Here is a 25,963-nt window from a genome sequence, read left to right as displayed (position 1 = left end):
TCCAATAGTTGTCTTCGGGAGTGGGAAATGAAGCCTTTTTTGCGCTGGTGTTTCGTTGCGACAGCTTTAACGCTGGCAGGATGCAGCAACTCTGCCTGGCGTAAGAGCGAAGTCCTCGCAGTGCCATTGCAACCGACTTTGCAGCAGGAAGTGATTCTGGCACGCATGGAACAAATACTTGCCAGTCGGGCTTTAACCGATGAAGAACGCGCACAGCTTTTATATGAGCGCGGAGTGTTGTATGATAGTCTCGGTCTGAGGGCATTGGCGCGAAATGATTTTTCACAAGCGCTGGCTATCCGACCTGATATGCCTGAAGTATTCAATTACTTAGGCATTTATTTAACGCAGGCAGGCAATTTTGATGCTGCCTATGAAGCGTTTGATTCTGTACTTGAGCTTGATCCAACTTACAACTACGCGCACTTGAATCGCGGTATCGCATTGTATTACGGCGGTCGTGATAAGTTAGCGCAAGATGATCTGCTGGCGTTTTATCAAGACGATCCTAATGATCCTTTCCGTAGCCTGTGGCTTTACATCGTTGAGCGGAAACTCGATGAGAAGCAGGCAAAAGAGGCACTGAAACAGCGCTTCGATAAATCGGACAAGGAACAGTGGGGATGGAACATTGTCGAGTTCTACCTGGGCAACATTAGCGAAGCAACGCTGATGGAACGCCTCAAGGCGGACGCAACGGATAACACCTCGCTCGCTGAGCATCTCAGTGAAACCAACTTCTATTTAGGTAAGTACTACCTAAGTCTGGGGGATATGGACAGCGCTACGGCACTGTTCAAATTAGCGGTTGCTAACAACGTACACAACTTCGTTGAGCACCGTTATGCATTGTTGGAATTATCGCTCTTGGGCCAGGAGCATGACGACCTGGCAGAATCGGACCAGCAATAGCTGACGACATAAACATCAGCCCGTAATCTTTTGATTGCCATCACCTTAACTGGTGAGGGCGTTGTTGTTCGTCAATACACCTACTTTGAGCCGGTTCACACTTTTCAATGAAAATTGCTAATCATTTTCACGATGAGCTAAGTAGACTGGCCGCCATTAATATCGAGGCACTTGTACTACATGGCTGAATTCGAAACCACTTTTGCAGATCTGGGCCTGAAGGCTCCTATCCTTGAAGCCCTTAACGATCTGGGTTACGAAAAACCATCTCCGATCCAGGCTGAGTGTATCCCACACCTGCTTTCTGGTCGTGACGTGCTGGGCATGGCCCAGACTGGTAGCGGTAAAACTGCAGCATTCTCGCTGCCGCTGCTGAACAACATTGATCCGGACCTGCGTGCACCGCAGATCCTCGTCCTGGCTCCAACCCGTGAACTGGCTGTTCAGGTTGCAGAAGCCATGACGGAATTCTCTAAACATATGCGCGGCGTAAACGTGGTAGCCCTGTACGGCGGCCAGCGTTATGACGTGCAGTTACGCGCCCTGCGCCAGGGCCCACAGATTGTTGTCGGTACGCCGGGCCGTCTGCTGGATCACCTGAAGCGCGGTACTCTGGACCTCTCTAAACTGAGCGGCCTGGTACTGGATGAAGCAGATGAAATGCTGCGTATGGGCTTCATCGAAGACGTCGAAACCATCATGGCGCAGATCCCGGACGGTCATCAGACCGCGCTGTTCTCTGCCACCATGCCAGAAGCGATTCGTCGTATCACCAAGCGCTTCATGAAAGATCCTCAGGAAGTGCGTATTCAGTCCAGCGTAACCACTCGCCCGGACATCAGCCAGAGCTACTGGTCTGTGTACGGCATGCGCAAAAACGAAGCGCTGGTACGTTTCCTGGAAGCGGAAGATTTTGATGCGGCGATTATCTTCGTGCGTACCAAAAACGCGACTCTGGAAGTGGCTGAAGCCCTGGAGCGTAGCGGCTACAACAGCGCAGCGCTGAACGGCGACATGAACCAGGCCCTGCGTGAGCAGACTCTGGAGCGTTTGAAAGACGGTCGTCTGGATATCCTGATTGCAACCGACGTGGCAGCACGTGGTCTGGACGTTGAGCGTATCAGCCTGGTTGTGAACTACGACATCCCGATGGATTCCGAGTCTTACGTTCACCGTATCGGCCGTACCGGTCGTGCGGGTCGTGCGGGTCGTGCGCTGCTGTTCGTTGAGAACCGCGAGCGTCGTCTGCTGCGTAACATTGAACGCACCATGAAGCTGACCATTCCAGAAGCTGACCTGCCAAACGCAGATCTGCTGGGCAAACGCCGCCTGGAAAAATTCGCCGCGAAAGTACAGCAGCAGCTGGAAAGCAGCGATCTGGACCAGTACCGTGCGCTGCTGTCGCAGATTCAGCCTGTTGCTGAAGGCGAAGAGCTGGACATGGAAACCCTGGCTGCAGCACTGCTGAAAATGGCTCAGGGCGAACGTAGCCTGATCGTGCCACCAGATGCGCCGATGCGTCCTAAGCGTGAATTCCGTGACCGTGACGATCGCTTCGAACGTCGTGGCGACCGTAATGACCGCAATGACCGTGGCCCACGTGGTGACCGTCCAGAGCGTGGTGGTGAAGACCGTCCACGTCGTGAACGTCGTGACGCGGGTGATATGGAACTGTACCGCATTGAAGTGGGCCGTGATGACGGCGTTGAAGTTCGTCACATCGTTGGCGCGATCGCTAACGAAGGCGACATCAGCAGCCGTTACATCGGTAACATCAAGCTGTTCGCATCCCACTCTACCATCGAGCTGCCAAAAGGCATGCCGGGCGAAGTGCTGCAGCACTTTACGCGTACCCGCATCCTGAACAAACCGATGAACATGCAGCTGATGGGCGATGCACAGCCACGTCCAGACCGCGGTGGTGAACGTCGTGGCGGTGGTCGCAGCTTCGGTGGCGAGCGTCGTGAAGGCGGCCGCAGCGAAGGTCGCGGTGGTGAAGGTCGTCGTTTCTCCGGCGAGCGTCGCGAAAACCGCGGCCCACGTCGTGAAGAAGGCACCAGCCGTCGCCGTTTCGGTGACGCGTAAGCCTCACTCTTCTGACGTAAAGTAAAATATACAGCCCCGATACACGCTATCGGGGCTTTTTTTATTCCTTTTGTACTCTTGTACTGGTACAGTGCGTCACATTAAAATGCAGAACCGCATGATTGACTGGAGAAAAGGCTGTATGGCGACACTAACCACCACCCAAACGTCACCTTCGCTGCTTGGCGGCGTGGTGATCATCGGCGGAACCATCATTGGTGCCGGGATGTTTTCCCTGCCAGTGGTCATGTCCGGTGCGTGGTTCTTCTGGTCGCTGGCCGCGCTGGTCTTCACCTGGTTCTGCATGCTCCATTCCGGGCTGATGATCCTTGAAGCAAACCTGAACTACCGCATTGGCTCCAGCTTCGACACCATCACCAAAGATCTGCTGGGCAAAGGCTGGAACCTGGTGAACGGCCTGTCCATCGCGTTTGTGCTCTATATCCTGACCTACGCGTATATTTCGGCGAGCGGCTCGATTCTGCATCACACCTTCTCGGAGATGTCGCTGAACGTTCCGGCGCGTCTGGCAGGGTTATGTTTTGCGCTGGCTGTGGCGTTTATCGTCTGGATGAGTACCAAAGCGGTGAGCCGCATGACGGCGATCGTATTAGGCGCGAAGGTCATCACTTTCTTCCTGACCTTCGGCAGCCTGCTGGGGCACGTGACGCCCGCCACGCTGTCTAACGTCGCCGAAGTGAACACCTCCTACACGCCGTACCTGCTGATGACGCTGCCGTTCTGTCTGGCGTCGTTTGGCTACCACGGTAACGTGCCGAGCCTGATGAAGTACTACGGCAAAGATCCCCGCACCATTGTGAAGTGTCTGGTCTACGGCACGCTGCTGGCGCTGGGTCTGTATGTGATTTGGCTGCTGGGGACGATGGGCAACATCCCGCGTCCGGAATTTATCGGCATTGCCCAGAAGGGCGGTAACATCGACGTGCTGGTGCAGGCGCTGAGCGGCGTGCTGAACAGCCGCAGTCTGGATCTGCTGCTGGTTATCTTCTCTAACTTTGCGGTGGCGAGCTCTTTCCTGGGCGTGACGCTGGGCCTGTTTGATTATCTGGCGGATCTGTTCGGCTTTGATGATTCTGCGATGGGGCGTTTAAAAACCGCGCTGCTGACCTTCCTGCCGCCGATTGTGGGTGGCCTGCTGTGGCCGAACGGCTTCCTGTACGCCATCGGCTATGCAGGGCTGGCGGCAACTATCTGGGCGGCGATTGTGCCGGCGCTGCTGGCGCGCAAATCACGTAAACGCTTCGGCAGCCCGAAATTCCGCGTCTGGGGCGGTAAGCCGATGATTGCGCTGATTCTGGTATTCGGCGTTGGTAACGCACTGGTACACGTGCTGTCGAGTTTTAACCTGTTGCCCGTTTATCAGTAAAACGAGGGGTTGAACCCCTCACGCCGGCCCTCTCCCATAGGGAGAGGGAGAAAAGCAAAAAACTACCCCACCAGTTCCTCTTTCACCTGCATCGCCAGTTCAAACGAATGCAAACGCGCCTGGTGATCGAAAATCTGGCCGTTAACCATAATCTCATCCGCCTGCGTTTCGCGCAGCACCGCGTCCAGCCCGTGGCGCACTTTCGATTTATCGCCTACCAGCGACATGCTCAGCGCCTGCTGCACGCCATACTGCTCGGAGGCGGACCACAGCTGATGCATATTCTCCACCGGCGGCGGAAGCTGGCCCGTCTCACCGCGGCGCAGCTTCACAAACGCCTGCTGCATTGAGGTGAACAGGAATTCCGCGTCGCGATTGCTGTCGGCGGCAATGATGTTGATACACACCATCGCGTACGGCTTCTCCAGACGCTCGGACGGTTTAAAGTTCGAGCGGTAAAGATGCAGCGCCTGATGCAGCATATCCGGCGCGAAGTGGGAGGCAAACGCAAACGGCAGCCCCAGCTGTGCGGCGAGCTGTGCGCTGTAGAGGCTTGAGCCTAACAGCCACACCGGGATCTTCTCACCGTAGCCCGGTACCGGGCGCACGTGCGGGTTCGGATCGCGCGCGTCGAACCAGTCCACCAGCTCGGCCACGTCGCGCGGGAAGTTGTCGATATCGCCGCTCATATGGCGGCGCAGGGCGCGCATCGTTGGCTGGTCGCTGCCGGGTGCACGACCAAGACCCAAATCAATACGCCCAGGATAGAGGGTATTCAGGGTGCCAAACTGCTCGGCAATCACCAGCGGGGCGTGGTTTGGCAGCATTACGCCACCGGAGCCCAGGTGCAGGGTGGTGGTATTTGCTGCCAGATAGCCAATCAGTACCGAGGTCGCGGCGCTGGCGATGCCCACCATGTTGTGGTGTTCGGCCAGCCAGTAGCGGTGATAGCCACGCTTTTCGGCCAGCTGAGCGAGATCGAGAGAGTGCGAAAAGGCTTCTCTTGCCGAGGAGCCTTGTGGGATCGGCGCTAGATCCAGCACCGAAAACGGAATGGTTTTGTCAGTCATAACAGCTCACTTTGTCGACGGTCAATCTTTAATACTGTATTAAATAATGATAACCGTTGTTAACAAAGTGAGCCTTTTTTACGCCTGCAGCTCCAGCCCGGCGAGCCGTCTCCAGTAGCCGTTGCAGTCGCTGTTTGCCGTCAGCGGCAGCGGCGCGGCGCCGTCTTCATTGGCGCGGAAGGCGTCCAGCATCGCGAACACGCCGGTATCCAGCGGCGACAGACGAACCATATCCACCAGCCCGTCCATCGACGCCAGCTCGTTGCCGAGGTTATAGACATAGCCGCTCATGGTCTGAATACCGTTGAGGACAAACACCTGCTGATTCTCCTGCGACAGCATGCTGCGTCCGTTCGGGTACTTGATGCAGCAGGTTTCGCATTCGTCTTTCGGGCGGTCTTCCGAGCGCGCGGTGAAGCAGCGGGCGGAGTAGGCCAGCGGCAGATGGCCGTAGCTCAGCACTTCCACTTCAAACTGATTGCGAATGCCCAGCTCGTCGCACTGGTTAAGCAGGTTTGCCAGCCAGTCGCGGGAGAGTTCCACCGGCATGCACCAGCGCGTCATTCCCTGTTTGAGCAGCAGGCGCAGGGTGACGGCGTTGTAGCAGTTGAGGGCATGACCCGCGACGAACGGCAGCCTGCGTTCAGCGCACATGTTCACCACGCCTAGATCGCTCGCTTCCAGCAGGAACTCGCCGTTTTCGACGTAGCGCTTCAGCTCGCCCAGTTCGGAAGACGCCTGCACCAGCGCGAGCGTGGAGAGCACCACCTGTTTGCCGCTGCCGGCAAGGCTCTTTGCCATATCCAGCCAGTCGCCCACTTTGGTGGCGCGGCGCTTGCTGCACACCGCTTCGCCGAGGTAAATCACGTCGGCGCTGCTGGTCGCGGCCTGTTGGTAAAAATCTTCCAGCGTCTCTTTTGGCCAGTAGTAGAGCACCGGTCCTAATGAATATTTCATGATTTTCTCACTGCCATTTACGGTGATACGCGCCAAGCGTGGTTTGCGTGCCTTCGGACATCGAACCAAGCGTTTCCATCCAGGCCTGCTGTGGTGCGTAGTTCTGCGGGTCCGCCATGCAGCGGTCGATGGCCTGACGCCACACTTTCGCTACCTGGCTCACATAGGCCGGGCTGCGCTGACGTCCTTCAATTTTCACCGAGGCAATATTGGCCGCCAGCAGTTCCGGCAGCAGCTCCAGCGTGTTGAGGCTGGTCGGCTCCTCCAGCGCGTGATAGCGCTCGCCGTCGACCAGATAGCGGCCTTTACACAGGGTGGGATAACCGGCGTTTTCCCCGTCCTGGTAGCGGTCAATCAGCACCTCATTCAGGCGAGACTCCAGCCCCTGCGGGGTCTGCTGCCAGCGAACAAAGCGGGCAGGGGAACAGGCCCCGACGGTATTCGGCGATTCTCCGGTTAAATAAGAGGAAAGATAGCAGCGGCCTTCGGCCATGATGCACAGGCTGCCAAAGGCAAAAACTTCCAGCGGCACTGGCGTGACGCGCGCGAGTTGCTTAACCTGATGAATAGAGAGCACGCGCGGCAGCACCACGCGGGCCACGTCAAAGTGTTGATGATAAAAACGCACCGCCTCTTCGTTGGTGGCAGATGCCTGAACAGAGACGTGGCGCTCAATATGGGGATAGCGTTCTGCCGCATACTCAAGCATGGCGAGGTCGGCCAGGATCAGCGCATCGGCACCCAGCTGTGCTGCCATATCCACCGCGCGCTGCCAGCGGGCGTAGCCGTCAGGATGAGCAAAGGTATTGATGGCGATATGCAGCTTGCGGCGGTGCTGGTGAACGAAGTTAACGGCTTCCTGAAGCTTTTTCTCCGTAAAGTTGAGGCCAGCAAAATGGCGGGCGTTGGTGTCATCTTTCAGCCCGATATAGACCGCATCGGCCCCATTTTCGATGGCCGCCTTAAGCGCCGGAAGATTTCCGGCAGGGCAGAGCAGCTCCATAATTTATCCTGATGTAGTCGATCGCAAAATTGTTAACGAGCTGGGATTTTAATTAACCCATACGCGACAATTTTTGATTTAAGGCAGCTAATGGCGTATTGATGACACCAATAATGAGGTACGGCGGGCGACGGTTTGTTGATTTACGCCGCTATGTTGCGCTTCGGATATGGCAAAATAGCAGGACTATAGATATCAGGGAGTAAAGCTCGTGCTGGATAAACTGCGTTCACGTCTCGTACAATTTGGTCCATCAATGCTGAGCGTGCCGGTCAAGCTGGCGCCGTTCGCGCTAAAACGCCAGGTGCTGGAACAGGTCCTGAGCTGGCAGTTCCGCCAGGCGCTGCAGGACGGCGAGCTGGAGTTCCTGGAAGGCCGCTGGTTAAGCATTGAGGTACGCGACATCGGGCTGCGCTGGTTTACCTCCGTTGAGAATGACCAGCTGATCGTACGCGAATCCGCCGACGCGGACGTGAGCTTTAGCGCCAACGCCAGCGATCTGCTGATGATCGCCGCGCGCAAGCAGGATCCGGATACGCTCTTCTTCCAGCGCCGTCTGGTAATTGAAGGCGACACGGAGCTGGGCCTGTACGTGAAGAATTTAATGGATGCCATTGAGCTGGAGCAGATGCCAAAAGCGCTGCGCGTGATGTTAATGCAAATGGCAGATTTCGTTGAGGCCGGGCTGAAAACCCCGCCGGACGGTAAACACACTTCAGTAGGTGAGCCATGCTGATTCGAGTCGAAATTGGGATTGATGCGCCGGGGATCGATGCGTTGTTACGCCGCGCCTTTGCGAGCGATGCCGAAGCCCAACTGGTCCACGACCTCCGCGAAGACGGCCTGATTACGCTGGGGCTGGTTGCCACCGATGACGAAGGTCAGGTGGTGGGCTATGTTGCCTTCAGTCCGGTCATCGTCCAGGGCGAAGAGCTGCAGTGGGTAGGCATGGCGCCGCTGGCGGTAGATGAAAGCTATCGCGGGCAAGGTCTGGCGCGCCAGCTGGTCTATGAAGGGCTGGACTCGCTCAACGAGTTTGGCTATGCCGCCGTGGTCACGCTGGGCGATCCGGCGTTCTATGGCCGTTTAGGCTTTGAGCAGGCCGCGCATTACGATCTGCGCTGTCGCTGGCCGGGTACGGAATCTGCTTTCCAGGTCCATCGACTGGCGGACGACGCGCTCAACGGCGTCAATGGCCTGGTCGAGTATCACGACCATTTCAATCGCTTTTAATCAGGCTCTCGCGCAGCGCCTCAAAGGAGCCGTCTCCGGTCACGAGGCGCTCTTTCTGGCGCTTCGTCAGCTGCTTGATGCGGTATTCCAGCCTGAGCGCCAGCGATCGGTCGCCGACGGCCGCTGAGAAGGCGAGCTGTAATTCCCCTTTCCCCCGCAGCGCTTTTGCCCCTTTCCCCGTTTGATGTTGTAAAAAACGCCGCGCCACATCGGTGGTGATCCCGGTGTAGAGGGCGTTATCAGCGGTTCGGACAAGATAGAGAAACCAGCACACGGTAAACGGATTCAGTATGTTAAGGTGAACGCACCATAGCATGAGAGAGAACGAAAATGGAAACACTGGCCGCCATTAACCGCTGGCTGGCGAAGCAGCATGTTGTCACCTGGTGCGTCTGTAACGAGGGTGAAATGTGGTGCGCAAATGCGTTTTACTACTATGACCCTGAGCGCGTGGCTTTTTATGTCATGAGTGAAGACAAAACGCGTCATGCGCAGATGAGCGGCCAGCAGGCAAAGGTGGCAGGCACGGTAAACGGCCAGCCGAAAACGGTCGCGCTGATCCGCGGCGTGCAGTTTAAAGGGGAGATCCGTCGTCTGGATGGTGAAGAGAGCGACGCGCGCCGTAAGCTCTACACGCGCCGCTTTCCCGTTGCCGCTGCGCTAAAAGCCCCGGTGTGGGAAATCCGCCTCGATGAGCTGAAATTTACCGACAACACCTTGGGCTTTGGCAAGAAGCTGCACTGGTTACGCGCCGAGCAGGCGTAGCGCTTCGCGGTTAAACGCCGGGAGATCGTCCGGGGTTCGGCTGGTGATCAGCTGGTCTTTGTCGTTGACCACCTCCTGATCGTAAAACTCGGCCCCCGCGTTTTTCAGATCGATAACGATCGGTTTCACGGCGGTAAGCTTTCGCCCGCGGACCACTTCTGCGCTGATGAGCAGCTGCGGGCCGTGACAGATGGCAAAGACCGGTTTGCCGGTCGAGACAAAATCCCGGGTGAAGGTCACGAAGCGCTCGTCCCCGCGCAGGGAATCCGGGGAATGGCCGCCGGGTAACAGCAGAGCGTCGAAATCTGAGGGGCTAACGTTATCAATGCTCTCATCGATGGTCACGGTCGCCTCGCCCTTATGGCCTGTCACCGTTTTACCCGCCTCTTTCTCAATGGTGATGACCTCATGTCCCGCCTTGCGGAACGCCTCTGCTGGAGAGGTGAATTCTGAATCTTCAAACTCGTCGGTAATCAAGACTGCGATTTTCTTGCCCATGCTTCCTCCGTTGTTTTGGCTTCAGACTGATTTTTCTCCGCTTGTGGTAAATACTTACCTTTAACAGACTTCTAAGTGTGGTCGACGACGCTGAGTTCGCAAACGGACAATTCTGTAAAGGGGAAAAGATGAGTCAGGTATTGATTACGGGTGCTACCGGGTTAGTGGGCGATCATCTGCTGCGGCTGCTGATTCAGGATCGCCGCGTGAACTATATCGCCGCCCCGACGCGTCGACCGCTGGCGGACTTATCCGGCGTCTTTAATCCGCACGATCCTCAGCTGACCGACGCGCTGGCGCAGGTGCAGGATCCCATTGATATCGCCTTTTGCTGTCTGGGCACCACGCGGCGGGAGGCGGGCAGCAAAGAGGCCTTTATCCACGCCGACTACACGCTGGTGGTGGATACCGCGCTCACGGCGAAAAAGCTGGGGGCCAAACATTTTCTGGTGGTCAGCGCGCTCGGCGCCAGTGCCGGATCGCCTTTCTTCTACAACAAGGTGAAGGGCAAGATGGAGGATGCGCTGATTGCGCAGAAATGGGAGCAGCTGACGATTGTGCGCCCTTCGATGCTGATCGGCCACCGGGATGAACGCCGGTTTAACGAGTCGATATTTGCCCCGCTGTTTCGCATTCTTCCCGGCAACTGGAAATCCATCGAGGCGCGGGACGTCGCGCGCGCGATGCTAAAAGAGGGGCTGGCCCCGTCGAAAGCGGGTGTTAACATTATCCCTTCGGCAAAACTGCGTGAAATCGCGCAGGGCGAGGCGTAAACTCCCCCGGCTAATAACCTAATACTCTCCGGGGAATGCTATGGCTGGTCAGTCTTCATCTCAGGCGGCAACACCTGTTCAGTGGTGGAAGCCCGCACTCTTCTTTCTCGTGGTCATTGTGGGCCTCTGGTACGTGAAATGGCAGCCGTACTACGGCAAAGCCTTCACCGCCGCCGAAACGCACAGCATCGGTAAATCTATTCTCGCTCAGGCTGATTCCAGCCCGCTGCAGGCGGCGTGGGACTATGCCATGGTCTACTTCCTTGCCGTCTGGAAGGCCGCCGTTTTAGGCGTCATTCTGGGCTCGCTGATTCAGGTGCTTATCCCCCGTAACTGGCTGGTGAAAACCCTTGGGCAGCCGCGTTTTCAGGGCACGCTGCTGGGGACGATTTTCTCCCTGCCGGGGATGATGTGTTCCTGCTGCGCCGCGCCCGTGACTGCAGGGATGCGCCGTCAGCGCGTGTCGATGGGCGGCGCGCTGGCGTTCTGGATGGGGAACCCGCTGCTCAACCCGGCGACGCTGGTGTTTATGGGCTTTGTGCTGGGCTGGCATTTCGCGTTCATCCGCCTGGTTGCCGGGCTGCTGACCGTGCTGGTGGTGGCGACGCTGGTGCAAAAACTGGTCAAGGATACTGCCGCAGAACCCGCAGCCGTTGAGCTGGACGTCAGCGAGCCGCAGGGGGGCTTCTTTGCGCGCTGGAGCAGGGCGCTATGGCAGCTTTTCTGGAGCACCATCCCGGTCTATATCCTGGCGGTACTGGTTCTGGGGGCGGCGCGCGTCTGGCTCTTCCCGCATGCGGATGGCGCTATCGACAACACGCTGATGTGGGTCATTGCGATGGCCGTTGCGGGCTGCCTGTTTGTGATCCCAACGGCGGCGGAGATCCCGATTGTTCAGACCATGATGCTGGCCGGTATGGGCACCGCGCCGGCGCTGGCGCTGCTGATTACGCTGCCGGCGATCAGCCTGCCGTCGCTTATCATGCTGCGTAAGTCGTTCCCGGCGAAAGCGCTGTGGCTGACCGCAGGGCTGGTGGCGTTGAGCGGGGTGATGGTGGGGAGTATTGCGTTGATCTAAAAAAAGCCCGGTGGCGCTAGCGCTTACCGGGCCTACAAAAAAATCCCCTCAAGCGAGGGGATTTTTTTATTTGATGTAAGTAAACGCGGTGGTGACGTGCTTCACGCCGCTCACCCGGCTGGCGATATCGGCCGCGGCTTTCCCTTCACGGTCGGTCACCAGACCCAGCAGGAACACTTCGCCGTTTTCAGTCGTCACTTTCACGTTGGAGGATTTCACCTGGTCCGAGCCCAGCAGCTGGGAACGCACTTTGGTGGTGATCCAGGTATCGGAAGAGGCGTCACCCAGGCCAATTGGCTTGCCCTGGCGCACTTCGTTAAACACCTCTGTGGTCCCTTCTACGCCCATCGCAATCTGTTTCGCACGCGAGGCGAGCTCCAGATTTGGCGCCTGGCCTGCCAGCAGGACTTTGCCCTGATAAGCCGTCACGTTGATACGCGCTTCTTTCTTGATTTGTTCGTCTTTCGACAGCGCACTGTTGACGCGCAGCTCCAGCGTACCGTCATCCACCTGTGTCCCCACGGTGCGTGGATCGGTTGCCGCTTTGGTGCCTACCGCGGCGGTACCCACAACGGCCGCAGCGATACATCCCTGAAGCAGTAATGCAGACATAAGGACTGCGAGGGTCGATAAAGCCTTCATAAGAACTCCTTAATCATCCTGGTGAGGGAAAAGCGTGTTATCGATCAAATCACATAAGCAGTTCACCGTGAGCATATGCATCTCCTGAATACGCGCGCTTCGGTGAGAAGGAATGCGGATTTCCACATCCTGCGGCCCAAGCAGACCCGCCAGCTCACCCCCGTCATAGCCGGTAAGGGCCACGATGGTCATGTCGCGGGTGACGGCGGCTTCAACGGCTTTGACAATGTCCCGGCTATTGCCGCGCGTGGAGATGGCCAGCAGCACATCTCCCGCATGACCCAGGGCTCGCACCTGCTTTGCGTAAATTTCGTCATGCAGACGATCGTTAGCAATCGCCGTTAAGACCACATTATCGGTATTAAGTGCAATGGCGGGTAAACTCGGGCGTTCTGTTTCAAAGCGATTGATCATGCTGGCAGCAAAATGCTGTGCGTTGGCGGCTGACGTGCCGTTGCCACAACAGAGGATTTTGTTGCCATTAAGCAGGGATTGCACCAGCGTCATTGCGGCACGCGAGATAGCATCCGGAAGGGCTTCCGCCGCGGCAATCTGAGTCTGGATGCTTTCTGTGAAGCACACTTTAATTCTTTCGAGCACGTTATCCCTTTTAAATCTTAATTATGCGTCTTCGCCAAAAGCGTTTTTAAGCCATTCGATCTCATTTCCGGTGAAGGCTATCACATCGAACCGGCAATCCACAGTATCAAAGCTCCCATTATGGCGGGCAAGCCACAAGTGGGCAGTCTGTAATAATTTATGTTGTTTGGCGAGCGTCACGCTGGCGGCAGCACCGCCAAAACGGGAGGACTGTCGAAAACGGACTTCTACAAACACGATGACCTGACCCTCTTTCATGATCAGATCAATTTCGCCGCCGCGCCCGCGGACGTTAGCGGCGATAAAGCGCAGTCCTTTGCCTTCAAGCCAGCGACGCGCCTTTAACTCCCACGCATCGCCGGTCTCTTTACGGCTTAACTGGCCGGGACGATTTGCCCCTGCTGGTATTTGAGCCATGATAACTTCCTGTTGATCACGCAGTCCTGAGTCGCGGTCAGATCGCCGGTGTTGCCGTTAAGCTCAAAGCCCGGCACCTGACGCATCTGGGTAAAGTGGTTCGCCAGCGCCCATGCATCGACACCCATCGCATACAGACGCGCCAGCGAATAATCGTTACGTACGGTACTCAGCGCCTGCTGCATCAGCGCCGGGTTGCTGCCTGCCAGCATCGGAATTTCGCTGTACTGCAGACCGTCCATTTCCAGACGGAAATCCGGGCCTGCGGTGCCCTGCGCGCTGCGTGAGCTGGCGTAAAGCGTTGCGCCGCTCTGGCTGCCGTTACGCATCGCGATCATCGGTTTGATAAAGGCGATCTCCTGCGGCGTGGCAACGATATAGGCCGCATCCACTTTACCGCCACCGCTAATCTGCGCGTCGGTAGGCGGGGCAGGGATCGTCAGGCCGCCAATCGTCACGCCCTGCTGCTGCGGCAGGCTCGCGGTGACAGGGCTGCCGTTGAGCGCGATACCCGCTCCACCGTTTACGCCCGCGCGCAGTTCAGAGGCGGAACCAAATTTCTGCTGCAACACCACGCCGCCGCCGAGCTTCTGCCACTCATCGGCAAAGGCATTGGCCACGCGATCGCCCAGCGCGCTGCGTGGGATGAGCAGCAGCGGAGCCTGCTTACCCTGCTCGTGAATATGGCGCGCCGCATCGCGGGCTTCATCTTCAGGGGAAAGCGCGAAGTAGCAAATATTGGCCCGGTTCTGAACCTGCTCAGGTTGGTTGAGCGCCAGCACGTTCAGCGTGGTATTGCTCTTCATCAGCTCTTCCACGTTGTTTTTCAGCAGCGGACCGACAACGATGCTGGCCCCGTCCTGCTGAACCTGCGCCAGAACCTGGTCAAGCGGCTGCGAGCTGGTGTCGTAAATTTTTACCTCAGCGCCCGGGTTGGCGCTGGTGGTTGCCACGGCCTGCGGCTGAGCGGCAGGCTGGGCTGCGGGTTGCGCAGGCTGCTGTTGAGGCTGTTCTGCTGTCGCTTCAGGTGCTGGTGCCACTTGCGTTTCGGCCGGAGCCTGAGTCGCTGGTGCTGTAGTAGCCGGAGTTGCTGTAGCCGGAGGCGTCGTCGGGGCCGTCACCGGGTTTTGCATCGTACCCTGCGCCGGCGCTTGCGCCGTGGTCAGATCGCTGGTCTCCGCTACGGACGGGCTGACCACATCATTCACGTTAGCCGACTGGGCCGCCTGCGCGGGAACCGCGCTGCCGGTTACCGAAGTGGTACCGTTTTTCGCGGCTTCAAAGCCCTGCTGAATGGTACGGCCAAACACCGCCGCCTGGCCGTTGAGCGGCAGAAGCAGGGCGATTTTGCTGGTGGACGCTGGCTTAAAGTTCTGCACGTTTACCAGCTGGGTTGGCAGCATTTTCGCCCCCGGGTTTTGCGGGTAGCGCGTCTGCCAGTCCGTAATACCGGCCTTCAGCATCTTTGGATCGCTGCGGTTGTTAAACCACATCTGCTGCAGATCCAGCCAGCCCTGAAGGACGTTTTCATCGGCGTTGATGACCAGCGCCTGCGCCTGTTCCTGAGTCATCGAGGCAAGCGCTTGCCAGGTTGCATCAATATTTTTTTGCTTATCGGCACCGCCGAGCAGCGGCTCTTGCGCGACGAGGGCGCGGAGCAGCGTGAGAGAAGGGCGCCCCTGCTCAGCGGTAATGCCCGCCTGCCAGAAGCGAGCCTGCTGATTTTTATCCAGCGCGCTCACGTCAATGTCACCGAGGATCTTCTTCGCGGCGGCGTAATCTTTCAGCGCGACCTTCAGCTCGGCAGAGAGCAGGCTCTGCTCACGACGCTGGGCGTCGTTAAGATCTTTTGGCAACTGGTTAAACAGTTCGGCTGCCTGCTGGGTTTTACCCTCTTTCAGCAGTGCACGAATGGCGAGTAATTGCCAGTTGGTCTTGGTATCATTTGAACTCTGCGACATTTGTTGCAGATAAAAGCCAGAATCAGCCTGAGCAGACCCCTGAAGATGGGCGGTGCTCTGGTCAGGTGCCTGGGTGCCACAGCCTGCAAAGATCAGGGCTGCCAGCAGAAGCGGCACGCTGCGCGTGGCTTTTTTTCGAAGAAACGTTAACGGTACCATACTGTATCCAGTGATTTTTTTTACGCAATGCTCAATATTAAATCGGCAATACGGACGAAACAATGAAACAACACGAAACGGCAGATAATTCTCAAGGCCAGCTTTATATTGTACCTACTCCTATCGGGAATTTGTCTGATATTACCCAACGTGCGCTCACTGTACTGCAAGCTGTTGATTTAATTGCTGCTGAAGATACCCGCCACACCGGTCTGCTGCTGCAACATTTCGCGATTAACGCTCGTCTGTTTGCTCTGCACGATCACAATGAGCAACAAAAAGCCGAAACGCTGGTGGCGAAGCTGAAAGAGGGGCAGAACATTGCCCTGGTCTCCGACGCCGGTACGCCGCTGATCAACGATCCCGGCTATCACCTGGTGCGTACCTGTCGTGAAGCCGGTATTCGCGTTGTGCCGCTGCCGGGGCCGTGCGCCGCCATTGCTGCGCTGAGCGCCGCGGGTCTGCCGTCTGACCGTTTCTGCTATGAAGGCTTCCTGCCTGCCAAATCCAAAGGCCGCCGTGACGTGTTAAAAGATCTGGAAGCGGAACCGCGCACCCTGATTTTCTACGAATCCACGCACCGCCTGCTGGAAAGCCTGGAAGATATGGTGACAGTCTGGGGAGAAGCCCGCTACGTGGTGCTGGCGCGCGAGCTGACCAAAACCTGGGAAACCATTCACGGTGCCCCAGTGGGTGAACTGCTGGCGTGGGTGAAGGAAGACGAAAACCGCCGCAAGGGTGAAATGGTGCTGATCGTCGAAGGGCATAAGGCGCAGGAAGACGCGCTCCCTGCCGACGCGCTGCGCACGCTGGCATTGCTGCAAGCGGAACTGCCGCTGAAGAAGGCCGCTGCGCTGGCGGCGGAAATTCACGGCGTGAAGAAAAATGCGCTGTATAAGCATGCGCTGGAGCAGCAGGGGGAGTAAGCCCCTGCCGCCTGTTTTGCCGGGTGGCGGCTGCGCCTAACCCGGCCTGCAGGTCGTTATGCGTCATTTAGCCAACAGGTATCGCCTCAACCTGGAAGGTTTGCGGCGTGTCCGGCGGGTTACCTAAATGCGGGATAGATGTGGTGCGAAAAATCACGTCACCGGTGCCGGGTTAAACACCGCCAGCTGATTATGCAGCCCCCACTGGTCGGAGAAGGTTTTCTTCCGCCCGCTTGCGACATCCAGAATGAAGTGGAACAGTTTCCAGCCCACGTCCTCAATGCTCTCTTCTCCGGTGGCGATGGTGCCCGCGTTGATGTCCATTAAGTCATACCAGCGGTTTGCCAGCTCGGTACGGGTCGCCATCTTGATCACCGGCACCGCCATCAGGCCGTACGGCGTGCCGCGCCCGGTGGTAAAGACCTGTACCGTAATGCCGGACGCCACCTGCTGCGTGCCGCAGACGAAATCGCTGGCCGGCGTTGCCGCGTAGATCAGGCCGCGTTTGGTCGGGCGCTGGCCCGGAGAGAGCACTTCCACAATCGCGCTCTGGCCGGATTTGGCAATCGAACCAAGGGCTTTTTCCACCACGTTCGCGAGGCCGCCTTTTTTGTTCCCCGGAGACGGGTTGGCGCTGCGGTCGGTTTTGCCCATATCGAGATAGCTATCGTACCAGGCCATTTCCTCAAGCAGGCGCTTGCCGACCTCTTCATTAACGGTGCGTGGCGTGAGCAGATGGATGGCGTCACGCACTTCGGTCACCTCGGAGAACATCACCGTGGCGCCGCAGCGAACAAGCAGATCGGACGCATAGCCCACCGCCGGGTTGGCCGTCACGCCGGAGAAGGAATCGCTGCCGCCGCACTGTGTTCCCACTACCAAATCAGACGCTGGGCAGGTTTCGCGCTGGCGCTTGTTGAGCTTGTCCAGATGGCGTTCAGCCACCTGCAGGATATCGTCGACCATTGAGCGGAAACCCACGTGGCGTTCGTCCTGCAGGCGCACGATGCTGGCCTCGTCTGCCGGAATGGCTTTGACATCTTCGGTGCCCTGCAGCAGGCGCTCTGGCTGCAATTTTTCACACCCCAGACCAATTACCATCACCTCGCCGCCAAAGTTCGGGTTGAGGGCAATATTGTGAATGGTGCGGATCGGCACTACCGCAGCGGGTGCGTTAATCGCCACGCCGCAGCCGTAGAGGTGGTTCAGGCCCACCACGCCGTCGACGTTCGGGTATTTCGGCAGCAGATCGCGTTCGATGATTTTCACCACGTAATCCACTACGCCCGCCACGCAGTGCACGCTGGTAGTAATGCCGAGCAGATTCTTGGTGCCGACGCTGCCGTCCGCGTTGCGGTAGCCTTCGAAGGTATAGCCCTCCAGCGGAGGAAGCGGTTCCGGCACGCGGGTCGCCAGCGGAAGCGTGTTCAGCGGCGGCGCTTCCGGCAGCGCCACCAGCGACTCCTCAACCCAGCTCCCCTGCGGTATAGAGCGAACGGCATAGCCGATGACTTCACCGTAACGTACGATTTCGCTGTTAGCAGGGATATCCACCAGGGCGACCTTATGTCCCTGCGGAATATGCTCAATCAGTTCCAGCCCGTCCGGGAGGCGGGTGCCCGCTTTTAAGCCATTGTCGTTGACAATTATCGCCACATTATCGGTGTCGTGGACTTTTATATAAAACGCCGTCGGCGATGCCTGTCGAATTTCAATGTCGGCCATTGTTCAGTATTCTCCAGCAAAGTGTCTGATAATAAATTCAGCCAATTTTCTAATGGTAGAAATAAATACGCGGCTTTCAGAATTAAAGCATGTCAGCATAGGGGATATGAAAATGTGATCGCGATCGCTCCAGAACCGGTAATGCCTGATTCTGTGCATTAGCGCCCAGCGCCTTGTGCATATGCAAAAAAATTCTTTGAAATGTTACGCAATGCTTGAGCATTAAAACAATGTGCGGTCGTGGGTTGCGTTTTATACTGAATGACGATTTTATAACGCCAAAATACGTCAGAATAATAAATATAATGCTGGTGCGGTGTCTGGATAAATAAAATGATGCTGATATAGGCTGCGAATTAAAAAGGTAAATACGATGAGTAACGATATCTTCCCGAATAAATTTAAAGCGGCCCTCGCGGCACACCAGATTCAGATTGGCTGCTGGTCCGCGCTGGCAAACCCTATCAGCACCGAAGTGCTGGGCCTGGCCGGTTTTGACTGGCTGGTGCTGGACGGCGAACATGCGCCGAACGATATCAGCACCTTTATTCCGCAGCTGATGGCGCTGAAAGGCAGCCCCAGCGCCCCGATAGTGCGCGTGCCAACTAACGAGCCGGTAATTATCAAGCGCCTGCTGGATATCGGTTTCTACAACTTCCTGATCCCGTTTGTGGAGACGGAAGAACAAGCGGCCCTGGCCGTAGCCTCAACGCGCTATCCGCCTGAAGGGATCCGCGGCGTTTCCGTTTCGCATCGCGCCAATATGTTTGGCACCGTGCCGGACTACTTCGCGCAGTCCAATAACAACATCACTATTCTGGTTCAGATCGAGAGCCAGCAGGGCGTTGATAACGTTGACGCGATTGCAGCCACAAACGGCGTGGACGGTATCTTCGTCGGCCCAAGCGATCTGGCGGCCGCCTTTGGCCATCTGGGTAACGCCGGCCACCCTGACGTGCAGCGCGCGATCCAGCACATCTTTGCCCGCGCTAAAGCACACGGCAAACCGTGCGGCATTCTGGCGCCGGTTGAGGCTGACGCCCGTCGCTATCTGGAGTGGGGAGCCACGTTTGTTGCCGTCGGCAGCGACCTCGGGGTATTCCGCTCGGCCACGCAGAAATTAGCCGACGCTTTTAAAAAATAACCATCATTGAGGAAACAGATTATGACGCTGAAAGTGGGTTTTATTGGCCTGGGGATCATGGGTAAACCAATGAGTAAGAACCTCATCAAAGCGGGTTACTCACTGGTGGTATCCGATCACAATCCGCAGGCCGTGGCAGAGGTGATAGCGGCGGGCGCTGAAACGGCCACCACCGCGAAGGCCATTGCCGAGCAGTGCGATGTCATCATCACCATGCTGCCCAACTCCCCGCATGTTAAAGAGGTTGCGCTGGGTGAGAACGGCATTATCGACGGTGCGAAGCCGGGCCTGGTGCTGATTGATATGAGTTCTATTGCGCCGCTTGCAAGCCGTGAAATCAGCGAGGCGTTAAAAGCGAAGGGCGTCGATATGCTGGATGCGCCGGTCAGCGGCGGTGAGCCGAAAGCGATCGACGGCACGCTGTCGGTGATGGTCGGCGGTGATAAAGCCATTTTCGATAGATACTACGACCTGATGAAAGCCATGGCGGGCTCGGTGGTGCATACCGGAGACATCGGGGCGGGTAACGTGACCAAGCTGGCCAACCAGGTGATTGTGGCGCTGAACATTGCCGCCATGTCCGAAGCGCTGACGCTGGCAACCAAAGCGGGCGTTAATCCGGACCTGGTCTATCAGGCCATTCGCGGCGGTCTGGCGGGCAGTACCGTACTGGATGCCAAAGCGCCGATGGTGATGGATCGTAATTTCAAACCCGGTTTCCGCATCGACCTGCACATTAAAGATCTGGCGAACGCGCTGGATACGTCACACGGCGTAGGCGCGCAGCTGCCGCTGACCGCGGCGGTCATGGAGATGATGCAGGCGCTGCGTGCGGATGGCCTGGGCACGGCCGATCACAGCGCGATTGCGTGCTACTACGAAAAACTGGCGAAGGTGGAAGTGGCGCGTTAATCACGCCTTGCCCACACCTGAGGGTGACAGCGGCGCGCAAACCCTCTATACTGCGCGCCGAAGCTGACCAGACAGTCGCCGCTTCGTCGTCGTCCCTTTCGGGGGAGACGGGCGGAGGGGAGGAAAGTCCGGGCTCCATAGGGCAGGGTGCCAGGTAACGCCTGGGGGGGAAACCCACGACCAGTGCAACAGAGAGCAAACCGCCGATGGCCCGCGCAAGCGGGATCAGGTAAGGGTGAAAGGGTGCGGTAAGAGCGCACCGCGCGGCTGGTAACAGTCCGTGGCACGGTAAACTCCACCCGGAGCAAGGCCAAATAGGGGTTCACAAGGTACGGCCCGTACTGAACCCGGGTAGGCTGCTTGAGCCAGTGAGCGATTGCTGGCCTAGATGAATGACTGTCCACGACAGAACCCGGCTTATCGGTCAGCTTCAACTTCTTAAAAAACCCCGCTTCGGCGGGGTTTTTGCTTTCCGGGTGCTGCTGGACGGGTAAGCGCAGCGCCGAACAAACGACATCAATTCTCATATTTGCGACATTAAGCACATTTCACTGTTTTTATCCCATCAGTATCGCTCCTGTATCTGTAGACGATCGCCATCACAAAATTTCACGCTAAAAAACAGGTGATTTTCAGTATTGATAATTTGTAATGTTTGTTACCTATATGATCGAGAATCTTTTCTCGTTTGATATGCATATATTGAAATCAAATACATTTCTCCCGTGAATATGTGACGAATTCCACTCTTTTCCGCAAACCTGAAAATTTGCATCGGAAAAATTTAATAAATTGAAAGAATGTTTCAAACAAATAGCGGTTATTTATTGGGCTTTAATTGCCTGAAAGATCGTCTTTATTGATTTTTTTAACGCTGAGAAATTTATCAAGGTTATCGCCATAAAATAAATTTATTACTACTGATTTTATTGATCGATATCAGCGTAATGGTGTGGCCTTACTTGTTCATCTTATTGATGATAAATGAATTTTTTGGTTGTCGTTGTTCCTGTGAAGCGTGCGGAAAAGCAAATTGTGAGTGACAGCACATACCCCCTTAAACACTATTAGGTAGAATTCTCTCCGTCATAGGGAAATAAGCGCAGAATATTATGAACACTATTATTCTACCGAAAACACAGCACCTCGTGGTATTTCAGGAAGTCATTAAAAGTGGCTCCATAGGTTCTGCAGCAAGACAGCTTGGCCTGACGCAACCCGCCGTCAGCAAAATCATCAGCGATATTGAGTCCTACTTCGGCGTGGAAGTTATGGTGCGTAAAAACACCGGCGTAAAACTCACCGCCGCGGGCCAGGTTCTGCTCTCGTACTCTGAGTCGATCACCCGCGAAATGAAAAACATGGTGAGTGAGATTAACAGCCTGAGCTTCAGTACCGTTATGGACGTCTCCTTTGGCTACCCGTCGCTGATCGGCTTTACCTTCCTGTCCGAGATGATCAAAAAATTCAAGGAAGTGTTCCCGAAAGCACGCGTCTCGATGTATGAAGCCCAGCTCTCCTCTTTCCTTCCGGCCATTCGCGACGGTCGTCTGGATTTCGCTATCGGCACGCTGAGTGATGAAATGCTGCTGCAGGATCTGCACGTCGAACCGCTGTTTGAGTCCGAGTTTGTGCTGGTCGCCAGCAAAACGCGAACGTGCACCGGCCCGACGACACTGGCATCGCTCACGCACGAGCAGTGGGTGATGCCGCAAACCGATATGGGCTACTACAAAGAACTTCTGACTACCCTGCAAGACAACCACATCAGCATCGAAAACATCGTCCAGACCGATTCCGTCGTCACCATTTATAACCTCGTGCTGAATGCCGATTATCTGACGGTCATTCCCCGCGACATGATTGCGCCGTTCGGTTCTGACCAGTTTATTGTGCTGCCCGTAGAAGATGAATTACCCGTGGCGCGTTATGCCGCCGTGTGGTCAAAAAATTACAGGATTAAAAAATCGGCGTCAGTATTAGTTGAGCTGGCAAAACAGTATTCGTCGATGAATATCGAAAGACGACGATGAATAATGAGTAATCATTTTAAAAACACCCAGAGCTTATCTCTGTAACGCTCTGATACCCTGACTTTGCCCGAAAAGAATGAATTATTATAACGAGGATATTATGCATATTACCTACGATCTCCCGGTAACGATTGAAGATATTCAGGACGCCAGAAAACGACTGGCAGGAAAAATATATAAAACAGGTATGCCGCGCTCGAATTATCTTAGCGAACGCTGCAAGGGCGAAATATTCCTGAAGTTTGAGAACATGCAGCGTACCGGCTCGTTTAAGATCCGCGGCGCGTTTAACAAATTAAGCTCGCTGACCGACGCTGAAAAACGCAAAGGCGTTGTCGCCTGCTCCGCGGGAAACCACGCGCAGGGCGTGTCCCTCTCCTGCGCGATGCTTGGCATCGACGGCAAAGTGGTGATGCCGATGGGCGCACCGAAGTCTAAGGTGGCCGCGACGCGCGACTACTCCGCCGAAGTGGTGCTGCACGGCGAGAACTTCAACGACACCATCGCTAAAGTCAGCGAAATCGTCGAGATGGAAGGGCGCATTTTTATTCCGCCGTACGATGACGCCAAAGTGATCGCCGGGCAGGGCACCATCGGTCTGGAAATTCTCGAAGATTTATACGATGTGGATAACGTTATTGTGCCTATCGGCGGCGGCGGTTTAATTGCCGGGATTGCGACGGCAATTAAATCCATTAACCCCACCATTAATATCATCGGCGTGCAGTCAGAAAATGTTCACGGCATGGCGGCATCGTATCAGGCCGGGGAAATAATCAGCCATCGCGTTAGTGGCACGCTGGCCGACGGCTGTGACGTTTCTCGCCCCGGTAATTTACCGTTCGAAATTGTTCGCGAGCTGGTTGATGACATTGTGCTGGTCAGCGAAGACAACATTCGTGACAGCATGATCGCGCTTATTCAGCGAAATAAAGTGGTGACGGAAGGTGCCGGCGCGCTGGCCTGCGCCGCGTTATTAAGCGGCAAGCTTGACCACTATATTCAGGGTCGTAAAACCGTCTGCATTATTTCCGGCGGCAATATCGATCTCTCCCGTGTTTCCCAAATTACCGGCTTCGTTGACGCATAAAGGTGACCTATGAGCAACACTGAAAGCATTATCGTTGGCCAGACAAAAACGTCCTCCTGGCGTAAGTCTGATACCACATGGACGCTCGGCCTGTTTGGTACCGCCATTGGCGCAGGCGTGCTGTTCTTCCCCATTCGCGCAGGCTTTGGTGGATTGATCCCTATCCTGCTGATGCTGGTTCTTGCGTTCCCGATTGCGTTTTACTGCCACCGCGCGCTGGCGCGTTTGTGCCTCTCCGGCAGCAACGTCTCCGGCAACATCACCGAAACGGTGGAAGAGCACTTTGGCAAAACCGGTGGGGTGGTGATCACCTTCCTCTACTTCTTCGCCATTTGCCCGCTGCTGTGGATTTACGGCGTCACCATTACCAACACCTTTATGACCTTCTGGGAAAACCAGCTCCAGCTGCCTGCGCTGAACCGCGGCGTGGTGGCGCTGTTCCTGCTGCTATTGATGGCCTTTGTTATCTGGTTTGGTAAAGACCTGATGGTAAAGGTCATGAGCTTCCTGGTGTTCCCGTTTATCGCCAGCCTTGTGCTGATTTCCCTGTCGCTGATCCCTTACTGGAACTCGGCGGTGATTGACCAGGTCAACCTGAGCGATATCGCTTTCACCGGTCATGACGGCATTCTGGTTACGGTGTGGCTGGGTATCTCCATCATGGTCTTCTCCTTTAACTTCTCGCCTATCGTCTCCTCGTTTGTGGTCTCCAAGCGCGAAGAGTACGAACCGGAGTTCGGTAAAGAATTCACCGAGCAGAAATGTTCCAAAATCATCGGTCGCGCCAGCCTGCTGATGGTGGCCGTGGTGATGTTCTTCGCCTTTAGCTGCCTGTTTACGCTCTCTCCGCAGAACATGGCGGACGCCAAGGCGCAGAACATTCCGGTGCTCTCCTACCTGGCGAACCACTTTGCGTCAATGTCCGGAACCAAGTCGACGTTCGCGACGGTACTGGAATACGGTGCCTCCATCATCGCGCTGGTGGCTATCTTCAAATCCTTCTTCGGTCACTACCTGGGCACGCTGGAAGGGCTGAACGGCCTGATCCTCAAGTTCGGCTACAAGGGCGATAAGAAGAAAGTCTCCGTTGGCAAGCTGAACACCATCAGCATGGTGTTCATCATGGGCTCCACCTGGGTTGTGGCCTACGCCAACCCGAACATTCTGGACCTTATTGAAGCCATGGGCGCACCAATCATCGCCTCTCTGCTGTGCCTGCTGCCGATGTATGCCATCCGCAAAGCACCGGCGCTGGCGAAATACAAAGGGCGTACCGAGAACATCTTCGTTACCGCGGTCGGCCTGCTGACCATTCTGAATATCGTTTACAAACTGTTCTAACCCATTGCTCAGGAAGAGCGGAGTCACATGATGATTGAGTTTCCGGTTGTACTGGTTATTAACTGCGGATCGTCCTCTGTTAAGTTTTCGGTGCTCGACGCCAGCAGCTGCGATGCCCTGATGACGGGCATTGCAGACGGGATCAACACCGAGAAGGCCTTTATTTCCGTGAACGGGGGTGAGCCAGCCAGACTGGCTCATCAGGACTACGAAGGGGCGCTGGCTGCCATCGCCCTGGAGCTGGAGAAGCGTAACCTGATGAGCAGCGTGGCCTTAATTGGCCACCGCATTGCGCATGGGGGAAATCTCTTCAGCGAGTCGACCCTGATCACGGAAGAGGCGATCGCGCAGATTCGCCAGGTCTCCCCGCTGGCACCGCTGCATAACTACGCCAACCTGAGCGGCGTGGAAGCGGCAGAGCGCCTGTTCCCGGGCGTGCAGCAGGTCGCGGTATTTGATACCAGCTTCCACCAGACGCTGCCGCCGCAGGCGTATCTGTACGGATTGCCGTACCGCTATTTTGAAGAGCTGGGCGTGCGCCGCTACGGCTTCCACGGCACCTCTCACCGCTACGTGGCCGCGCAGGCGCATACGCTTCTCGGGCTGTCCGCCGACGACAGCGGCCTGGTGATTGCCCATCTCGGCAACGGGGCGTCTATCTGCGCGGTGCGCAACGGCGAAAGCGTCGACACCTCGATGGGGATGACGCCGCTGGAAGGGCTGGTGATGGGTACGCGCTGCGGCGATGTGGACTTCGGCGCGATGGCGTGGATTGCCCAGCAGACCGGCCAGTCGTTTGAGGATCTGGAGCGCGTGGTCAATAAAGAGTCCGGGCTGCTGGGGATCTCCGGTATCTCCTCCGATTTACGCGCGCTGGAGAAAGCCTGGCACGAAGGCAACGAGCGGGCGCAGCTGGCAATACACACCTTTGTTCACCGCATTGCGCGACATATTGCCGGCCACGCGGCGTCGCTGCACCGCCTGGATGGGGTGGTCTTTACCGGCGGCATTGGCGAAAACTCGAAGCTTGTCCGCACGCTGGTGGCGGAACATCTGAAAGTCTTCGGCATCATCCTCGACGACGCCAAAAATGCCCTGCCGGGGAGCGCGGGTGAGCGCGTGATCTCCACCGAATCGTCCCGCGTGGCCTGCGCGGTTATCCCTACCAACGAAGAAAAAATGATCGCGCTGGACGCCCTCCGTCTTGGAAAGGTTACCCCGGCCGCGGCTTACGCCTGATAAAGCGAGAATC

26 protein-coding genes and 1 other RNA gene are annotated in these 25,963 nt (G+C 56.5%); 17 read left to right on the top strand and 10 right to left on the bottom strand.

The genetic code is table 11. The features are described from left to right. Nucleotides 1-27 precede the first annotated feature (27 nt). The 4 genes from nlpI to mtr all read left to right on the top strand — a co-directional run bounded on the left by nlpI (nt 28) and on the right by mtr (nt 4,384). Nucleotides 28-912 carry a lipoprotein NlpI gene (gene nlpI / locus AC27FC_RS15285; protein ID WP_023309331.1) on the top strand — a complete coding sequence of 295 codons (885 nt, stop codon included), beginning with the start codon at nt 28-30 and terminating at the stop codon, nt 910-912. A gap of 107 nt (nt 913-1,019) precedes the next feature. Continuing rightward, on the top strand, nt 1,020-1,100 hold the full coding sequence (yrbN, locus tag AC27FC_RS15280) for a protein YrbN (protein WP_097397692.1): 81 nt from the start codon (nt 1,020-1,022) through the stop codon (nt 1,098-1,100). Continuing rightward, nucleotides 1,093-2,997 (top strand): DEAD/DEAH family ATP-dependent RNA helicase, encoded by a 1,905-nt coding sequence (locus AC27FC_RS15275; protein ID WP_069303343.1) that lies wholly within the window; start codon nt 1,093-1,095, stop codon nt 2,995-2,997. Before yrbN ends, AC27FC_RS15275 begins: the two co-directional genes overlap by 8 nt. Nucleotides 2,998-3,139: 142 nt before the next feature. Then, nucleotides 3,140-4,384: a tryptophan permease gene (gene mtr / locus AC27FC_RS15270; RefSeq protein ID WP_196355044.1), complete on the top strand. Its 1,245-nt coding sequence runs from the start codon at nt 3,140-3,142 to the stop codon at nt 4,382-4,384. A 62-nt stretch (nt 4,385-4,446) separates the two neighbouring features. On the opposite strand, the gene AC27FC_RS15265 is transcribed toward mtr, so the two are convergent. The 3 genes from AC27FC_RS15265 to ubiU all read right to left on the bottom strand — a co-directional run bounded on the left by AC27FC_RS15265 (nt 4,447) and on the right by ubiU (nt 7,414). Continuing rightward, complete coding sequence (locus AC27FC_RS15265; protein WP_196355045.1) at nt 4,447-5,454, bottom strand: luciferase-like monooxygenase; 1,008 nt, start codon at nt 5,452-5,454, stop codon at nt 4,447-4,449. A 78-nt stretch (nt 5,455-5,532) separates the two neighbouring features. Further along, complete coding sequence (locus AC27FC_RS15260) at nt 5,533-6,411, bottom strand: U32 family peptidase (protein ID WP_087823234.1); 879 nt, start codon at nt 6,409-6,411, stop codon at nt 5,533-5,535. A gap of 7 nt (nt 6,412-6,418) precedes the next feature. Then, entirely contained in the window at nt 6,419-7,414 is a 996-nt protein-coding gene (gene ubiU, locus AC27FC_RS15255) for a ubiquinone anaerobic biosynthesis protein UbiU (RefSeq protein WP_023309326.1), read from the bottom strand. Nucleotides 7,415-7,625: 211 nt separating this feature from the next. Here ubiU and ubiT point away from each other — a divergent pair, with 211 nt between their 5' ends. Both ubiT and AC27FC_RS15245 read left to right on the top strand, forming a co-directional pair. After that, nucleotides 7,626-8,150: a ubiquinone anaerobic biosynthesis accessory factor UbiT gene (ubiT, locus tag AC27FC_RS15250; protein WP_029739636.1), complete on the top strand. Its 525-nt coding sequence runs from the start codon at nt 7,626-7,628 to the stop codon at nt 8,148-8,150. Next, a complete protein-coding gene (locus AC27FC_RS15245; protein ID WP_023309324.1) occupies nt 8,144-8,647 on the top strand; it encodes a GNAT family N-acetyltransferase in 504 nt (167 codons plus the stop codon). Before ubiT ends, AC27FC_RS15245 begins: the two co-directional genes overlap by 7 nt. On the opposite strand, the gene AC27FC_RS15240 is transcribed toward AC27FC_RS15245, so the two are convergent. Next, entirely contained in the window at nt 8,634-8,963 is a 330-nt protein-coding gene (locus AC27FC_RS15240) for a GIY-YIG nuclease family protein (protein WP_023309323.1), read from the bottom strand. The genes AC27FC_RS15245 and AC27FC_RS15240 overlap by 14 nt on opposite strands. Before the next feature lie 14 nt (nt 8,964-8,977). On the opposite strand from AC27FC_RS15240, the gene AC27FC_RS15235 reads away from it, so the two are divergent. After that, nucleotides 8,978-9,412, top strand: coding sequence for a YhbP family protein (locus AC27FC_RS15235; protein ID WP_196355046.1), 435 nt, complete (start codon nt 8,978-8,980; stop codon nt 9,410-9,412). Here AC27FC_RS15235 and AC27FC_RS15230 read toward each other — a convergent pair. Continuing rightward, entirely contained in the window at nt 9,392-9,910 is a 519-nt protein-coding gene (locus AC27FC_RS15230; RefSeq protein WP_048981198.1) for a type 1 glutamine amidotransferase domain-containing protein, read from the bottom strand. The two genes, AC27FC_RS15235 and AC27FC_RS15230, sit on opposite strands and share 21 nt — an antisense overlap. Nucleotides 9,911-10,038: 128 nt before the next feature. Here AC27FC_RS15230 and AC27FC_RS15225 point away from each other — a divergent pair, with 128 nt between their 5' ends. Further along, nucleotides 10,039-10,683 (top strand): NAD(P)H-binding protein, encoded by a 645-nt coding sequence (locus AC27FC_RS15225; RefSeq protein WP_033146736.1) that lies wholly within the window; start codon nt 10,039-10,041, stop codon nt 10,681-10,683. A gap of 40 nt (nt 10,684-10,723) precedes the next feature. Further along, nucleotides 10,724-11,761, top strand: coding sequence for a permease (locus AC27FC_RS15220; RefSeq protein ID WP_196355048.1), 1,038 nt, complete (start codon nt 10,724-10,726; stop codon nt 11,759-11,761). A 66-nt stretch (nt 11,762-11,827) separates the two neighbouring features. Here the strand turns inward: AC27FC_RS15220 and dolP are convergent, their stop codons facing one another. Genes dolP through AC27FC_RS15200 form a run of 4 tightly spaced genes read right to left on the bottom strand, consistent with a single transcriptional unit; the run spans nt 11,828 to nt 15,540 of the window. Continuing rightward, nucleotides 11,828-12,403 carry a division/outer membrane stress-associated lipid-binding lipoprotein gene (gene dolP, locus AC27FC_RS15215; RefSeq protein WP_029739641.1) on the bottom strand — a complete coding sequence of 192 codons (576 nt, stop codon included), beginning with the start codon at nt 12,401-12,403 and terminating at the stop codon, nt 11,828-11,830. Between the two features lie 9 nt (nt 12,404-12,412). Continuing rightward, nucleotides 12,413-13,003 carry a DnaA initiator-associating protein DiaA gene (diaA, locus tag AC27FC_RS15210; protein ID WP_003861754.1) on the bottom strand — a complete coding sequence of 197 codons (591 nt, stop codon included), beginning with the start codon at nt 13,001-13,003 and terminating at the stop codon, nt 12,413-12,415. A gap of 21 nt (nt 13,004-13,024) precedes the next feature. Next, nucleotides 13,025-13,420: a YraN family protein gene (locus tag AC27FC_RS15205; protein ID WP_025756731.1), complete on the bottom strand. Its 396-nt coding sequence runs from the start codon at nt 13,418-13,420 to the stop codon at nt 13,025-13,027. Then, nucleotides 13,378-15,540 (bottom strand): penicillin-binding protein activator, encoded by a 2,163-nt coding sequence (locus tag AC27FC_RS15200; protein WP_248175807.1) that lies wholly within the window; start codon nt 15,538-15,540, stop codon nt 13,378-13,380. Before AC27FC_RS15200 ends, AC27FC_RS15205 begins: the two co-directional genes overlap by 43 nt. A gap of 62 nt (nt 15,541-15,602) precedes the next feature. Between AC27FC_RS15200 and rsmI the strand changes: the two genes are divergently transcribed. Continuing rightward, nucleotides 15,603-16,466: a 16S rRNA (cytidine(1402)-2'-O)-methyltransferase gene (gene rsmI, locus AC27FC_RS15195; protein WP_023309315.1), complete on the top strand. Its 864-nt coding sequence runs from the start codon at nt 15,603-15,605 to the stop codon at nt 16,464-16,466. 153 nt (nt 16,467-16,619) lie between these two features. Here the strand turns inward: rsmI and garD are convergent, their stop codons facing one another. Beyond that, entirely contained in the window at nt 16,620-18,191 is a 1,572-nt protein-coding gene (gene garD, locus AC27FC_RS15190; RefSeq protein ID WP_487160239.1) for a galactarate dehydratase, read from the bottom strand. 373 nt (nt 18,192-18,564) lie between these two features. Between garD and garL the strand changes: the two genes are divergently transcribed. The 7 genes from garL to tdcD all read left to right on the top strand — a co-directional run bounded on the left by garL (nt 18,565) and on the right by tdcD (nt 25,950). After that, nucleotides 18,565-19,335, top strand: a complete 771-nt coding sequence (gene garL, locus AC27FC_RS15185) for a 2-dehydro-3-deoxyglucarate aldolase (protein WP_196355051.1) — start codon at nt 18,565-18,567, stop codon at nt 19,333-19,335. A gap of 21 nt (nt 19,336-19,356) precedes the next feature. Then, entirely contained in the window at nt 19,357-20,247 is an 891-nt protein-coding gene (garR, locus tag AC27FC_RS15180; protein WP_023309302.1) for a 2-hydroxy-3-oxopropionate reductase, read from the top strand. A gap of 59 nt (nt 20,248-20,306) precedes the next feature. Further along, nucleotides 20,307-20,683: RNase P RNA component class A (rnpB, locus tag AC27FC_RS15175), an RNA gene on the top strand. A gap of 676 nt (nt 20,684-21,359) precedes the next feature. Next, a complete protein-coding gene (gene tdcA / locus AC27FC_RS15170; protein WP_008501504.1) occupies nt 21,360-22,280 on the top strand; it encodes a transcriptional regulator TdcA in 921 nt (306 codons plus the stop codon). Between the two features lie 100 nt (nt 22,281-22,380). Beyond that, complete coding sequence (tdcB, locus tag AC27FC_RS15165) at nt 22,381-23,370, top strand: bifunctional threonine ammonia-lyase/L-serine ammonia-lyase TdcB (protein WP_033147079.1); 990 nt, start codon at nt 22,381-22,383, stop codon at nt 23,368-23,370. 9 nt (nt 23,371-23,379) lie between these two features. Further along, a complete protein-coding gene (gene tdcC, locus AC27FC_RS15160) occupies nt 23,380-24,711 on the top strand; it encodes a threonine/serine transporter TdcC (RefSeq protein ID WP_023333551.1) in 1,332 nt (443 codons plus the stop codon). Between the two features lie 30 nt (nt 24,712-24,741). Further along, nucleotides 24,742-25,950 (top strand): propionate kinase, encoded by a 1,209-nt coding sequence (gene tdcD / locus AC27FC_RS15155; RefSeq protein WP_094934487.1) that lies wholly within the window; start codon nt 24,742-24,744, stop codon nt 25,948-25,950. Nucleotides 25,951-25,963 lie beyond the last annotated feature (13 nt).

It is taken from the genome of Enterobacter sp. C3_dUdeg (assembly GCF_057536195.1).
Note: the sequence above shows the minus strand (reverse complement) of the source record. Positions and strands in the feature narration are given on the sequence as shown.

Bases quoted from the DNA above. Each gene is read 5' to 3' on its own strand.
- tdcB (WP_033147079.1), top strand. From the start codon at position 22,381: ATGCATATTACCTACGATCTCCCGGTAACGATTGAAGATATTCAGGAC.
- dolP (WP_029739641.1), bottom strand. From the start codon at position 12,403: ATGAAGGCTTTATCGACCCTCGCAGTCCTTATGTCTGCATTACTGCTT.
- AC27FC_RS15240 (WP_023309323.1), bottom strand. From the start codon at position 8,963: ATGCTATGGTGCGTTCACCTTAACATACTGAATCCGTTTACCGTGTGC.
- nlpI (WP_023309331.1), top strand. From the start codon at position 28: ATGAAGCCTTTTTTGCGCTGGTGTTTCGTTGCGACAGCTTTAACGCTG.
- AC27FC_RS15230 (WP_048981198.1), bottom strand. From the start codon at position 9,910: ATGGGCAAGAAAATCGCAGTCTTGATTACCGACGAGTTTGAAGATTCA.
- tdcA (WP_008501504.1), top strand. From the start codon at position 21,360: ATGAACACTATTATTCTACCGAAAACACAGCACCTCGTGGTATTTCAG.
- AC27FC_RS15245 (WP_023309324.1), top strand. From the start codon at position 8,144: ATGCTGATTCGAGTCGAAATTGGGATTGATGCGCCGGGGATCGATGCG.
- yrbN (WP_097397692.1), top strand. From the start codon at position 1,020: ATGAAAATTGCTAATCATTTTCACGATGAGCTAAGTAGACTGGCCGCC.
- AC27FC_RS15265 (WP_196355045.1), bottom strand. From the start codon at position 5,454: ATGACTGACAAAACCATTCCGTTTTCGGTGCTGGATCTAGCGCCGATC.
- AC27FC_RS15205 (WP_025756731.1), bottom strand. From the start codon at position 13,420: ATGGCTCAAATACCAGCAGGGGCAAATCGTCCCGGCCAGTTAAGCCGT.
- AC27FC_RS15225 (WP_033146736.1), top strand. From the start codon at position 10,039: ATGAGTCAGGTATTGATTACGGGTGCTACCGGGTTAGTGGGCGATCAT.
- AC27FC_RS15235 (WP_196355046.1), top strand. From the start codon at position 8,978: ATGGAAACACTGGCCGCCATTAACCGCTGGCTGGCGAAGCAGCATGTT.
- AC27FC_RS15260 (WP_087823234.1), bottom strand. From the start codon at position 6,411: ATGAAATATTCATTAGGACCGGTGCTCTACTACTGGCCAAAAGAGACG.
- garL (WP_196355051.1), top strand. From the start codon at position 18,565: ATGAGTAACGATATCTTCCCGAATAAATTTAAAGCGGCCCTCGCGGCA.
- AC27FC_RS15200 (WP_248175807.1), bottom strand. From the start codon at position 15,540: ATGGTACCGTTAACGTTTCTTCGAAAAAAAGCCACGCGCAGCGTGCCG.
- ubiU (WP_023309326.1), bottom strand. From the start codon at position 7,414: ATGGAGCTGCTCTGCCCTGCCGGAAATCTTCCGGCGCTTAAGGCGGCC.
- rsmI (WP_023309315.1), top strand. From the start codon at position 15,603: ATGAAACAACACGAAACGGCAGATAATTCTCAAGGCCAGCTTTATATT.
- tdcD (WP_094934487.1), top strand. From the start codon at position 24,742: ATGATTGAGTTTCCGGTTGTACTGGTTATTAACTGCGGATCGTCCTCT.
- mtr (WP_196355044.1), top strand. From the start codon at position 3,140: ATGGCGACACTAACCACCACCCAAACGTCACCTTCGCTGCTTGGCGGC.
- AC27FC_RS15275 (WP_069303343.1), top strand. From the start codon at position 1,093: ATGGCTGAATTCGAAACCACTTTTGCAGATCTGGGCCTGAAGGCTCCT.
- AC27FC_RS15220 (WP_196355048.1), top strand. From the start codon at position 10,724: ATGGCTGGTCAGTCTTCATCTCAGGCGGCAACACCTGTTCAGTGGTGG.
- tdcC (WP_023333551.1), top strand. From the start codon at position 23,380: ATGAGCAACACTGAAAGCATTATCGTTGGCCAGACAAAAACGTCCTCC.
- garD (WP_487160239.1), bottom strand. From the start codon at position 18,191: ATGGCCGACATTGAAATTCGACAGGCATCGCCGACGGCGTTTTATATA.
- garR (WP_023309302.1), top strand. From the start codon at position 19,357: ATGACGCTGAAAGTGGGTTTTATTGGCCTGGGGATCATGGGTAAACCA.